Genomic DNA, 12,810 nt, shown 5'->3' with positions numbered 1-12,810 from the left:
ATCAGTCCTTTCGAAATGGCAGCCGGTCGCGAACCAGTTGCACCCAGAATTCGGCCCCGATGGGCAGAAGTTCATCGTTGAAGTCATAGTCGGAGGCGTGCAACGGTTGCCCATGTGCACCCGTTTCGCCATTTCCCATCAGTAGAAAGCAACCGGGAACCGCATTGGAGAACTGCGCAAAGTCTTCTGAAAAACTCATGGGCGGACGTTCTCTCACGGTTTCGCATCCGGCTGCTTCTGCAGCCCGGTAAACCGCGTTCGTCGGCTCCTGTGCATTGATTGTCTCGATGAATTCTGCAGCGAAACTGACCGAAACCGTAACGCCATGTGCCGCGGCCACGCCTTCGGAGATCTGACGCATGAATTTTTTCACGGCGGTCCGATCTTCCGGAGATCGGGCGCGGAAGTCGCCTTTCAGGATGGCCTGCCCGGGAAGCACATTGCGCTGGCCGTCCGTCACAAATTCGGTGACGGACACCACTGTTCCGGCCGCGGGAGGAAGCTTGCGTGCAACGATGGTCTGCAGCGCGAGAACGATTTCCGAAGCGACCGTTATCGCATCCACGCCCGTTTGCGGCATGGAAGCGTGTCCGCCGCGGCCCTGTACCTCGATCTCAAACAGTGTTTCGCTGTTGCAGATGATGCCGGTCCGGGAGGAAACCTGTCCTGTCGGGGCACCTGGGAGGTTGTGGATCGCATAAACTTCGTCAACCGGGAAGCGTTCCAGAACGCCTTCGTCGATCATGGCACGGGCACCGAGCCCGTGCTCTTCGTTGGGCTGGAACAAAAACACGGCAGTCCCGTCGAAATCCGGATTTTTGGCAAGTCGGGCAGCGGCGCCCAGCAGCATTGTCATGTGTCCATCATGCCCGCAGGCATGCATTACGCCGGGCGTTTCCGACACATGGTCATGGACGGATGTCTCGGTGATCGGGAGCGCATCCATGTCCGCCCGCAATGCAATGGCGCGATTGCCCTTGCCGCTGCGCAAAACACCGACAACACCGACACCCTCGTGAACCTCCAGGCCGATTGCGCGCAATTCGCGGGCAACTTCGAGCCTGGTTCTGTTCTCCTGAAATCCGAGTTCAGGGTTGCGGTGAAAATCCCGCCGCCGCTCCGTCAAACGTTCTTCAAGCGCGTTCATGCATACGCCTCCCGTATCCCAGAGTTCTATTTACAATGTCTGCTCGGTTGGTGGGCGTTGATTTTTGTCTGATTGATGACGAAAAACATTGAAACACGAAAAAAAGGCGATCAAATTCGGACCATGGATGACAAGGATCTTGAAATACTTCGCCTTGTGCAGCGCGATGCACGTCTGACGGCCGACACGATCAGTCAGGAAATAGGATTGTCGTCGCCCGCGGTGCAAAAACGCTTGAAGCGGCTCCGCGAAAGCGGGGTGATCGAAAGAGACATCGCGGTATTGTCACCTTCACGACTGGGACGCGAAATGACAATCATTGTCGATGTCATTCTGGAACGAGAAAGCCGCCGGCACCTGGATGAATTCAAGCGCAAGATGCGCTCCGCACGTTGTGTTCAGCAATGCTACTACACGACCGGAGAAGCGGATTTCACGCTTATCCTCACTGTCCGGGATATCAAGGAATATGAAGAATTCACCCAGGAGCATTTCTTTGATGAATCCAACATCAGCCGTTTCAGAACATCGGTGGTGATGGACAGGGTGAAGGTATCGCTCGACGTTCTGTGAACGCACCGACAACTCAGATCGGCAACGTCAGCCCGACTTTCGTTCGTTCCATCGTCACGGAAGTGCGAAATCGCCGGACGTTTGAATTTTCAAAGAACAGCCTGTGGGTCAATTCCTCGAAATCCTGCATGTCCCTTGCCGTGCAGATCAGAATGAAATCGGCGTCTCCGGTCACATAGTAGCATTGCTGGACCTGCGGCTCATTGCGCGCGAGTTTGCGAAACATGTCCAGTTGCTGCAGGCTTTCGCGTTCCAGTTCGACCAGAACAATCAATGTCATGTTGTAGTCCAGCCGGGCAGGATCCAGGATAGCGACTTCCTGCTTGATGACACCTGCGTCTTTCAATCGCTTCTGTCGTCTTTGTACCGACGGTACCGACAATCCACATTCTTCGGCCATGACTTCCAACCCGATCCGCCGGTCGGACTGCATCAATCTGAGGATCGTTCTGTCGGCATCATCAAAATTATCATCCATGATATTTTTTCTCGAGATTTTGGTTTCTATCAAGAAATTTAGTTGAGTTTAGATGGATAATTGAAAAAATCAAATAATGTGAAAATGCTACATCATGGAGCATGAAACACGCAGACATTCTTGATTTTAATCCGGACTTCGAGCGGGCTCTAGCCTTCTTCCAGGCACAAGGAAACTATGCAGTCTCGCCTTTGCGGGAAGTGCAGGGACCTGACGGCTATTGCATCCTGGCGAAGGACGAGACCGACAGGATGGGGCTGGGGGCCTTCAAGGCACTCGGCGCACCTTATGCTGTTGCCCGGCTGCTCGGAGAAGCCTGGTTTGCCAAAACCGGAGAAACCCTGACGCCCGCACGTTTCAAGGATGCGGATGTGCGGTTGCTGGCCGAAACGCAGACCTTTGTTTGCGCAAGTGCCGGCAATCACGGTTTGGGCGTTGCCGCCGGAGCCCGGGATGTTGGCGCCAGGTCACGTATCCATCTGGCCAAAACCGTTCCGGAGAACTTTGCAGAGCGCCTGCGCGCGCTGGGTGCAGAGGTCGTGCGGTCAGGCGAGGTCTACGATGAAAGTGTCGCGGCTGCGATATCGGATGCTGCCCGGACCGGTGCAACTCTGCTCGCCGACGGTACGTGGTCCGGATACACCGAGATCCCCAAATGGGTGATGGAAGGTTACTGCGTCATAGCCGAAGAAATGCGCGCCTCGTTCGAGGTGTCGGGACGCTGGCCTACCCACGTTTATCTGCAAGCCGGCGTCGGCGGTCTCGCAGCCGCAATGGCGCACATGATCAGGCTGAACTGGACCGTACAACCGGACCTGATCGTGGTCGAGCCCGAAGCCGCGGCCTGCCTGAAGGCAAGTCATGACGCAGGCAAGGCAACCCGGTCCGACGGACCAGACTCCAATATGGGGCGCCTGGACTGCAAGGAACCTTCGATCGTCGCGTGGCAGGTGCTTGAGCGCTGCCAGGTCACCTATCAGACGCTCTCCGAAGAAGACGGCGCAGCCGCAGCCGAGGCCGTGACGAAGCTCGGCATAACCACCACTCCATCCGGCGCAGCCGGCTTCGGCGCGTTGTGTGCACAGGTCCCCGAAAGCTCAACCGGCAAGGATTTTTTGCCCCTTGTCATCATCTCCGAGGGACCCGCCTGAGCGGGTCGGGAAAGGAAACAAAATGCAGAAACTGATTTCAAAACTCGCCATTCCGGCATTGCTGGCCGCAGCGCTGGCAACAGGCGCCAGTGCTGAAACGTGGAAGTTCGCGTCCGAAGAAGACAAGAACGATGTACAGGACATATTCGCCAAGACCTTCGCCGAGACGATCAAGGAGGAATCGGACGGCGACATCAAAGTCCGGATTTTCTATTACGGCCAGCTCGGCACCGAAAACGACATCGTCGAGCTGACGGCCAGAGGAACCGTCCAGTTTGTCTCGGTCGGTACCGGTCATCTGGGATCCTATGTTCCCGAAGTCCAGGCACTCAGTGTTCCGTATGTGCTGGGCAGCGATGTGGATGCCATTCGCGAGGTTCTGACAAGCAGTGAAACGATTTATAACGATCTCAGCGATCGGTTCGAAAAGGTCAATCTGAAGCTGTTGACCATGATTTCCGAAGGTGAAATGGCCTGGGGGGCCAACAAGGAAATCCGCAGCCCGGCCGATTTTGACGGCCAGAAGATCCGCACCTTCACCTCGACGATCCCGGTAGAGACCTACAAGGCCTTCGGTGCAACCCCGACACCGCTCTCATGGGGGGAAGTCTACGGGGCGCTGCAGCTCAAGACAGTCGATGGCATGGTCAATCCGATCTACTTTATCTACAACGCCAAATGGCACGAGGTTCAGGACTATCTGATGTTTCCTGGCCAGCAGCCTTACGTCGGCACCGTTTCGACCAACAGCGAATGGTTCAATGGCCTGAGCGCCGACAAGCAGGCGATGGTGCACAAGGCGATCGCAGCTGCCGAACAGGCCGCACACGACTACCAGCTCCAGATCAACAAGGAAAACATGGACAAGATACTGGCTGAACGCCCGGATCTGAAGGTCGTGGTTCTGACGGATGAAGAACGCGCTGTCTTCAGGGATCTCAGCAGCGGTCTGCATGAAACCTACTACACGGTTGTCGAAAATGCTTACGGCGAGGAAGAGAAATCCGAGGCGCGCGCGCGTGCGCGGAAGATCCTGGAAAATCTTGTCCGCGAAGTAAAAGACGCCTCATAGGCGAACAACGATACGCGAAGGGCGTGGGGACCTGTTCCCGCGCTTTTTGCATTTGAACGCGCGAGGAGGGCGCGGCTGCGCCGAACTTCGGCCAGCAATCGGGAGATCATCATGAAGACGTTGTTGCTGACCGCCAACCGGGGGATCGAGTTCGCCGAAAAGGCCATTATCATCTTTTCAATCCTGTTGATGATGGTGAATTCGACCGCAAACGCTATCGGTCGGTATGCATTCGGCCAAAGCCTGTTCTTCGCAGAAGAGCTGAACCAGTTTCTGATCGTCGGTGTCACATTTGTCGGGTTTGCCTACGCGGTTCGCAAGGGCAGGAATATCCGAATGACCGCCGTTTACGATGCACTTTCCAGCCGCACCAAGAAGGTCCTGTTGACCTTGATATCGCTGACAACAGGCCTGTTGCTGATGTTCCTGACCTACAAATCAGTGATCTATGTTCAGGAAGTCAAGGACATAAACCGGTTGTCACCGGCGCTGCAGTTTCCCGTCTATATCATCTATGCGGTGATCCCCGTCGGTCTGGCCATGGCCAGCCTGCAATACCTGATCGCATTTCTGATGAACGTCACCCATGAAGGCACCTATCTGTCTTTGTCCGTCCAGGACGGGGACGCAGAAGACATCGGGGTTTGACATGAGCGATATCATGAATTTCCTGAGTGATGTCGTGGCTGGTGAACTTGATATCTACGTCATCACCTTCACACTTGTTGTGACCATGGTGGTCCTGCTGTTTCTCAGTTTTCCAATGGTGGTGCCCCTGGCCGTCGCGGCGCTGGTGGGGCTCGTTCACTTCTCGCAGATCGATACCGGTGTCATCATTCAGCAGATTGTCACCGGCATTTCACCCAATGCGCTGATCGCCGTGCCCATGTTCATCCTGGCGGCAGACATCATGGCGCGCGGGCATACGGCGAACAATCTCCTGGGTCTGATCGAAGCCTATTTCGGTCACCGCCGGGGAGGACTGCCGATCACGGCCTGCCTCAGTTGCACGCTTTTCGGATCCGTTTCCGGCTCCACGCAGGCAACCGTCGTTTCGGTCGGCCAGATCATGCGTCCGAAACTGCTGGCCGCAGGTTACAAGGACAGTTTCGTCATGGCGCTGATCATCAACGCCAGCGACATTGCCTTTCTTATCCCGCCAAGTATCGGGCTCATCCTTTACGGCACTCTCGCCAATACCAGCGTTGGAGAGCTCTTTATCGCCGGCATCGGGCCCGGGATCGTGCTGGCTGTACTGTTTTCGGTCTACTGCTACGTTTATAGCCTGCTTCAGGGCGACACGATTGCGCTTGTGGAACGAAAAACGGGTGCGGAACGGATCGCGGCTCTCAAAAGAGCCCTGCTTCCACTCGGATTTCCGGCGTTGATTGTCGGCGGTATTTATTCCGGCGCAGTCACGCCAACCGAGGCGGCGTCCTTTTCGGTGCTGTACGCATTGGTGGTCGAGTGTTTGATCTATCGCGAACTCAAGCTGAATGACGTCCTGAACGCGGCCCTCAGTACCGGTCTCATAACGGCTGTGGTGTTCATTCTCGTCGGGATGGGGCAGGCATTTTCCTGGTACATCTCATTCGAGCAGATCCCGCAAGGCCTGCTGGAGCCGCTCGATCTGGAGGGGGCTTCCGACGCCTATATTCTTGCCATTATCGCGTTGAGCTTCTTCGTCGGCTGCATGTTTGTCGACTCGCTGGTGGTGCTGGTCATCCTGACACCCATTTTCGTGCCGATCGTCGAATCGTCAGGTCTTGATCCGGTGCTGGTGGGGGTAATGGTCACCCTGCAGATGGCAATCGGATCGGCCACACCGCCGTTCGGCTGTGACATCTTCACGGCGATCGCGATATTCAACAAGCCATACATGGAAGTGATCAAGGGAACATTCCCGTTTTTCGTGATCCTGTTCGTGATGTCCGCCTTGTTGATATTCTTCCCGGGCATTGCGTTGATGTTGCGGGACCTGGCATCCCTTTGACACGAAAACCCGAAGGTCCGTGCGCGTTCCTTCGGGTTATTCAGGTAAGTCCGCGACTTTTTCCGGCCGGATGCCAAGTCTGAAAAGCGCGCCCGATGGCGAAGTCTAGGAAGGTTTTTCAGCCGTACTTGCCCGACTGACGATCCTGAACCCGACATCCTGTTTTCCTTCGGCCGCCTGCTGTCCATTCAGTCGATCCAGGATAAGCTCTGCCGCACGTTTCCCGATATCCTGACCATAAAACTGTACGGTTGTAAGGCCAGGCGTGACCAGCGCGGCTATGTTGGCATCGCCGATACCGCATACCGCAATCTGATCGGGAATCTGCCAACCCCGGTTCTGCAATTCCGCAATCGCGCCGACCCCGATGATTTCATTTGCGCAAATGATCGCATCCAGACCGGGATTTGCGACGACAAAATCGGCTGCGATCACGCCACTGTCGGCAATATCAAGGGGATTGCGAACATTCTGGCGAGCAGGCATCCCGATGCCTGCTTCGGCAACTGCCGCATAAATGCCTTTGCTGCGCTTGGCGGCCCGATTTTCGTGGATTTCGTGTTCAGGGCTGGTTGCGACATAGCCCAGGGATTCATAGCCGCAACTTATCATGTGGCTGGCGATGTCATGTCCGGCAGCGAAATTGTCGAACCCCACAGCCATGTCGATATGATCAGCTGCAATGTCCCACATTTCGACAACCGGGATCCTGGCACTCTCCAGCAATTTGTGCGTTTCGGCCGTGTGCAGGGTTCCGGTAAGAATGATCCCGTCGGGACGATGGCCGAGCAGGGCCCTTACCAGTTTTTCCTCACGCTCGGGGGAATAGGACGAACAGCCCAGAAGCAACTGGCAACCCTCCTGCTCCAGAGCATTTGAAATGCCTTGCACGGTGTCGCTGAAAACGGAGTTTTCGAGTGTTGGGACCAGCGCGACGATAACACCGCTGCGTTCCCGGCGCAGAGTGTTTGCCGCCAGGTTCGGCACATATCCAAGAGCGTCGACCGCTGCCTGGACCTTCTTGCGGGTCGCCTCGGCCACCTTTCCAGGCTGGTTGAGCACGCGAGACACCGTCATCGCCGACACGCCCGCATATTTGGCTACAGCCATCAGGTTCGCGCGTTCCTGCCTGTAACTCCCTTTTTTGTCTGACAAATCGACCTCGATAACCAATGCGCTTGACTAAATTTTCGTTTCGTGAAAGTCTATGTTAACCTTAACATCAAGCTGGTTTCGTTGTCTATACACGATACAAGCGTCATTCGTACCAAAAAAGAACAATAAGAATGGTGGAGAATTTCTAAAAAGGGAGGACTGATAATGTTAAGCTTAACATCTACTATACGCCTCATGACAAAGGTGTTCCTCGGGGCGACGGTGCTGGTTCCGACAGCCTTTGCACAGGATTTTGAAGCCCGGCCAAAGGGGGGTATCCCGGGTGCGTTGTTGCCCGAAGAGCGTTCCCTTTGGGTCTATGATACCGGATCCAGGAAATTCGAACCCACCGAAGGAGATGCTTCGGCCGCTTACGAAGCATCGCCGCGGGCTTTGCCTGACGGCACGAAAGTCGGATTTGCCGAGGGCTGGGCGGCAATTCCGTTCTCTTACGCGATCAACCAGAGGCTTTATGAGCTTGCCGGTGAGTTGGGGTTCGAGGTGGTCTACTGCGACAATGCCTTCAAGGCCGACCAGGCTGTTACTTGTGCTGAGCTTCTGGTTCAGCAAGGGGCTGATGTTGTCATTGAATCCAATTGGCAATCGGGTGCTGCAGCAGCGGTGATGAATATCTTCAACGAGGCAGGCATTCCGGTCATGTCGGTCGACGTTGTTCATCCCAATGCCATTTTCCTGGGAGCCGACAACTACGCCAGTGGCCTGATTGGCGGGCAGGCAGCTGCCGAACATGCCAAGGCGCTTGGCCGCTGCGATGATGTTACAGTGCTCGTCGGCATCAACCCCGGTGAGGGGGAGGCCGCCAATGAACGGCTGTCCGGTTTTGTCGATGGTGTCCAGACGGTCTGTGGTGCCCTTCCTGCCGACAGGATCGACGACGAACTGATCGATGCAGGCACGACCGACCAGGCATTGACCGTGGTGACGGACTGGCTGACCGCCCACCCCGGGGCGGGTTTCGTCCTGGCAACAGCAATTGACGATCCGCGCGGCTTCGGGATGTCGAACGCAATCGCACAGGCTGGTCGCGAAGGAGTCGCCGTCGGCATCGGTTGCGACGAGGTCGGAGTTGCGGCAACGCGCGTGCCCGTGAAAGACAACCACTTCCTTGGCTGCGTGGCCTATTTCCCCGAGAAATATCCCGACTACGCGGTTTCGATTGCCGCCGATATCCTGGAAGGAAAGGCTGTGCCACAAGAGGTGCACCTGGACCATGTTTTCCTGACAGAAGAAAGCATCAACGATGCCTACCCCGCAGAGTGAAATGAGCGGACATAATCCGGGCGCCGACAGTGGCGCCCGGCCACCCCTGATCGAGCTTCGTGGCATCACCAAGAAATTCGGCGGCTACACCGCACTCGACGGGGTCGATTTGAAGATCGGTGAGGCAGAAGCTGTCGGCATCATTGGTGACAATGGAGCGGGCAAGTCGACCCTGGTGAAGGTGTTGTCGGGGGTCCATCGTCCCAGCAGTGGAACAATGCTGTTTCGAGGCCAGAAACTCACCCTCGGCAGTCCGCTTGACGCCAGGCGCAACGGCGTCGAGATGATTTACCAGGATCTTGCGCTTTGCGAAGATCTTGATGTGGCGCAGAACATTTTCCTTGGTCGTGAGCTGAAGAAGAATTTTGGCCCCTTCAGGGTTCTCGACCGTCAGGCAATGACAGAGGCCGCGGCCAACGACATCGCCGACATGGGGCTGGACTTTGATGTTGAACGGGAAGTCGGTCAGCTGTCGGGAGGTGAACGCCAAATGGTAGCTGTGGCGCGGGCGCTGCAATTCGATCCGGCGGCGCTTCTCATGGACGAGCCGACGGCAGCCCTGTCTGCGGAGAAGATCCGCAAGCTCTGGGAAATGATCGGACGGCTCAAGCAGCGGGGCGTGTCCATTCTCCTGGTCAGCCACCGTTTCACCGACATCCTGAACATTTGCGACCGGATCGTGGTTGTGCGCGCCGGTCGCATTGCAGGCGAAATGATGCCGCACGAGCTTCCACCGGCTCAAACGATGGCAATGATGACCGAAATGATGACCGGTGACACCGTTGGCAATGGAGCAGAAGCGTGAACGTGCTGAACTCGTTTATGAATTCAAGAATTTGGGGCCGTGGTGCAACTGCACTGAACCCCGGCCTTGTGCTGGCCGTGGTTGTGGTCTTCATCGCACTCAGTTTCATTTCGCCCTATTTTCTGACGGCAACCAATCTTCTGAACGTCGCCAAGGCGCTTGTCATCGTCGGAATTGCCGCGGTTGGGGAGACCCTCGTCATCATTGCAGGTGGTTTTGACCTGTCGATCGGGTCGACCATGGCGGCTGCCGGAATGCTGGCCGCCTACATGCTGGATTCAGGATTTGGTGTCGCGGCCGCGTTTTGCGCCGCAATCGGATTGGGCATGAGTATCGGAGCGACCAATGGCGTGTTGATTTCCTACTTCCGGATCAACCCGCTCATCGCGACGCTTGCAATGCTCGCAATCATTCGCGGTCTGGCTTTCGTCATCTCGAACGGTCGCGAGATCGTCATAACGAACCAGACCTGGCTTAACCTCGGCACCGGTAAACTGGCAGGAATTCCCTATATCGTTTTGATCCTTGTGCTGGTCTACCTTGCATTTCTGCTTCTCCTGCCGCGATCGACCTTTGGCCGGTACATTTACGCCATCGGGTCGAATGCACGCGCTGCAAGGCTGGCCGGGATATCGACGCAGAGGTGGCGGCTGCTGATCTACATAACCTGTGGCGCGACCGCGGCGCTGGCTGGCCTGATGCTGGCAGCACGGACCGGTAACGCACGTCCTGCTGCCGCCATGGGCTTCGAACTCGACGTGATCACGGCCGTGATCCTGGGGGGTGCGAGCCTGAAAGGGGGACGTGGCACGCTGCTGGGAACCGCAATCGGTCTTATCCTGCTGTTCATGATCAACAACGGGCTTACGCTGGCACAGGTGCCGTCGTTCTGGCAGCAGGTCGTCAAGGGCGGCATTCTGCTTGCTGCGGTTCTGTATGACGAACTTCGCCGCGGCAGGGTGGACGACGGTTAGCCGGATGGCAGGAAAAAGTCTCCAAATTCCAAGCATAAAGACAAGGCGACATTGATGTACTCTCATCCCATGCAAATTGACGCGGTCGCTCCGCAGGCGGGCCAGCCTGCCATCATGGATGTGCGTGCACTTGTCAGCAATCCGGAGATTTACGGTGCAAGTGATGTTCACGACACACCAAACAGTCACTGGATTGCAGGATGTCCCGGTCCGGACGGAAAATGGGATCATGCGGCAACACATCCACCGATCGCAAATCCAATGTCCATCTATCCCGAATATTCCGGATCGCGTCAAAGCTGGGGCGTCGCGAATGTTCCGTCAGTCATAGTCGAGATCGAAGACGAAGACGGCCGGGTGGGCATCGGGGTCAGCACGGGAGGCGAGGCAGCTGCCTTTCTTATCGAGCGGCACCTGTCTCTCTTCGTGAAAGGACAGACCGCGGCGAACCGGTGCCATATCTGGGAGCAGATGTGGCGTGCGTCGATCCACTACGGCCGGAAAGGGCTCGCCATTCACGCGATCAGCGCGATTGATATCGCGCTTTGGGACCTTTACGGCAGAACGGTCGGTGCGCCGGTCTTTGACCTGATGGGGGGACGTACCAAGTCCCGGGTGCCGGTCTATGCGACCACCTCGCGTCCGGATATTGCGCAGGACCTGGGCTTCCACGGTGCCAAGGTCCCGCTTCCCTACGGCCCTGGAAATGGCGCGAAGGGCATGTCCGAAAATGTCGCCTTCATTGCCGACTGGCGTGAGAAGGTCGGGCCCGACTTTCCCCTGATGCTCGATTGCTACATGTCGATGTCGGCGAATTACGCTGCCGAACTGGCGGAGCGCCTTCGGCCCTTCAAGCTTCAGTGGATCGAAGAGCCTCTGATGCCGGACGACTATGCCGGGCACGCGAAACTTGCAGGGAAGATGCACGCGCAAGCCGGTGGAACCGCTTTGGCCACCGGCGAGCATGAATATACCCGGTTCGGATATGCGCAACTGATCGAATGCGGTGTCGACTTGCTCCAGCCCGATGTGATGTGGATGGGAGGGCCGACTGAGTTTCTCCGTGTCGCGGCACTGGCCTCGTCCCATTCGGTAGACCTTGTTCCGCATGGGTGTGGTGTCTACGGATACTACATGGCCATGGCGCTGGGCCAGGTGAGCATGGCTGAATTCATGATGATGAGTGAGCGCGCAGACCGGATCGAGCCGAATTTCGGAACAATGTTCTTGCACGAACCATTGCCGGAAAATGGTTATATTACGCTGCCTGACACGCCCGGATTCGGTTTGGAGTTGAACCGTGAGGCGCTGCACTTGAGGCGACCATACAAAGAGCTTGCCGGATGACCGGCATCAAACGGGATCAGTTGGGATGAACAGATACGATTTCAATCAGCGCGTTGCGATTGTAACCGGTGGCGCACAGGGGATTGGTTGGGCCGTGGCGAAAACCCTGGCGGAGGGCGGTGCTCGTGTCGCCATCTGGGACATGGACCAAGACCTTGCCGTCAAGGCGGCGCATTCGCTGGGCGAAGGCGCCCAGGCAGTATCGGTGAACATCGCCGACTGGGAGAGCGTCGAAGCTGCCTACGCGCAGACCAGAAACAAACTGGGACCGGTGGATATCGTTGTGAATTCTGCCGGCATCGCCGGTTCCAACAGTCCGGTCGCCGACTATTGCGTGAAGGAATTTCACGACATCGTTGCGGTCAATCTCCTGGGCACTTTTCATGTGAACAAGGTTGCCGTTCCCGACATGCAGGCGCGTGACTACGGACGCATCGTCAACATAGCGTCCGTGGCGGGCAAGGAAGGCAACCCGAATGCTGCAGCCTATTCATCGTCCAAGGCCGGTGTGATCGGCTTCACAAAGTCGCTCGGCAAGGAACTTGCCGGTGGCAACATTGCAGTGAATTGCGTTACACCCGCCGCCGCGCGCACCCGCATCTTCGACCAGATGTCACAGGAACACATCGACTACATGTTGTCGAAAATCCCACGGGGCCGTTTTCTGGAAGTGGAAGAAGCTGCACACATGATTGCCTGGCTGGCCTCGTCCGAGAACAGCTTTACCACGGCTGGTGTCTTCGATCTTTCAGGAGGCCGGGCAACCTACTGACGCCCTTTTGTCTTCGGCGCAGGAATACTCCCCTGAATTGTCTGCGCCCTCACGAGTGGCGT

At 56.7% G+C, this 12,810-nt stretch carries 13 protein-coding genes; 10 read left to right on the top strand and 3 right to left on the bottom strand.

Annotation, left to right across the window (positions count from 1 at the left end; all coding sequences use genetic code 11):
- Position 1 precedes the first annotated feature (1 nt).
- Positions 2-1,147 (bottom strand): M20 metallopeptidase family protein, encoded by a 1,146-nt coding sequence (locus tag LA5095_RS30240; protein WP_055391693.1) that lies wholly within the window; start codon positions 1,145-1,147, stop codon positions 2-4.
- A 123-nt stretch (positions 1,148-1,270) separates the two neighbouring features.
- On the opposite strand from LA5095_RS30240, the gene LA5095_RS30235 reads away from it, so the two are divergent.
- On the top strand, positions 1,271-1,720 hold the full coding sequence (locus LA5095_RS30235; protein ID WP_029062999.1) for an Lrp/AsnC family transcriptional regulator: 450 nt from the start codon (positions 1,271-1,273) through the stop codon (positions 1,718-1,720).
- A gap of 13 nt (positions 1,721-1,733) precedes the next feature.
- On the opposite strand, the gene LA5095_RS30230 is transcribed toward LA5095_RS30235, so the two are convergent.
- Positions 1,734-2,198, bottom strand: coding sequence for an Lrp/AsnC family transcriptional regulator (locus tag LA5095_RS30230; protein ID WP_055391692.1), 465 nt, complete (start codon positions 2,196-2,198; stop codon positions 1,734-1,736).
- A gap of 101 nt (positions 2,199-2,299) precedes the next feature.
- On the opposite strand from LA5095_RS30230, the gene LA5095_RS30225 reads away from it, so the two are divergent.
- The 4 genes from LA5095_RS30225 (at position 2,300) to LA5095_RS30210 (ending at position 6,414) form a co-directional block, all read left to right on the top strand.
- Entirely contained in the window at positions 2,300-3,349 is a 1,050-nt protein-coding gene (locus LA5095_RS30225; protein ID WP_055391691.1) for a pyridoxal-phosphate dependent enzyme, read from the top strand.
- A gap of 22 nt (positions 3,350-3,371) precedes the next feature.
- Positions 3,372-4,421 carry a TRAP transporter substrate-binding protein gene (locus LA5095_RS30220; RefSeq protein WP_196894040.1) on the top strand — a complete coding sequence of 350 codons (1,050 nt, stop codon included), beginning with the start codon at positions 3,372-3,374 and terminating at the stop codon, positions 4,419-4,421.
- 111 nt (positions 4,422-4,532) lie between these two features.
- Positions 4,533-5,069, top strand: coding sequence for a TRAP transporter small permease (locus LA5095_RS30215; protein WP_055391690.1), 537 nt, complete (start codon positions 4,533-4,535; stop codon positions 5,067-5,069).
- A gap of 1 nt (position 5,070) precedes the next feature.
- A complete protein-coding gene (locus LA5095_RS30210) occupies positions 5,071-6,414 on the top strand; it encodes a TRAP transporter large permease (protein ID WP_055391689.1) in 1,344 nt (447 codons plus the stop codon).
- A gap of 105 nt (positions 6,415-6,519) precedes the next feature.
- Here LA5095_RS30210 and LA5095_RS30205 read toward each other — a convergent pair whose 3' ends face one another.
- The gene (locus LA5095_RS30205; RefSeq protein ID WP_144436220.1) at positions 6,520-7,524 is read right to left on the bottom strand and encodes a LacI family DNA-binding transcriptional regulator; all 1,005 of its coding nucleotides are present in this window, start codon (positions 7,522-7,524) and stop codon (positions 6,520-6,522) included.
- A gap of 210 nt (positions 7,525-7,734) precedes the next feature.
- On the opposite strand from LA5095_RS30205, the gene LA5095_RS30200 reads away from it, so the two are divergent.
- Genes LA5095_RS30200 through LA5095_RS30180 form a run of 5 tightly spaced genes read left to right on the top strand, consistent with a single transcriptional unit; the run spans position 7,735 to position 12,748 of the window.
- Positions 7,735-8,850 carry a sugar ABC transporter substrate-binding protein gene (locus LA5095_RS30200; protein WP_082442578.1) on the top strand — a complete coding sequence of 372 codons (1,116 nt, stop codon included), beginning with the start codon at positions 7,735-7,737 and terminating at the stop codon, positions 8,848-8,850.
- Position 8,851: 1 nt separating this feature from the next.
- Entirely contained in the window at positions 8,852-9,655 is an 804-nt protein-coding gene (locus LA5095_RS30195) for an ATP-binding cassette domain-containing protein (protein ID WP_055391730.1), read from the top strand.
- 17 nt (positions 9,656-9,672) lie between these two features.
- On the top strand, positions 9,673-10,629 hold the full coding sequence (locus LA5095_RS30190; RefSeq protein ID WP_063832855.1) for an ABC transporter permease: 957 nt from the start codon (positions 9,673-9,675) through the stop codon (positions 10,627-10,629).
- 54 nt (positions 10,630-10,683) lie between these two features.
- Complete coding sequence (rhmD, locus tag LA5095_RS30185; RefSeq protein WP_082442577.1) at positions 10,684-11,976, top strand: L-rhamnonate dehydratase; 1,293 nt, start codon at positions 10,684-10,686, stop codon at positions 11,974-11,976.
- Positions 11,977-12,001: 25 nt separating this feature from the next.
- Positions 12,002-12,748, top strand: a complete 747-nt coding sequence (locus LA5095_RS30180; protein ID WP_055391684.1) for an SDR family NAD(P)-dependent oxidoreductase — start codon at positions 12,002-12,004, stop codon at positions 12,746-12,748.
- Positions 12,749-12,810: the final 62 nt, after the last annotated feature.

This window comes from Roseibium album (genome assembly GCF_001404515.1).
Lineage (GTDB): Bacteria > Pseudomonadota > Alphaproteobacteria > Rhizobiales > Stappiaceae > Roseibium > Roseibium album.
This window is presented reverse-complemented; position numbering and strand designations above follow the sequence as displayed.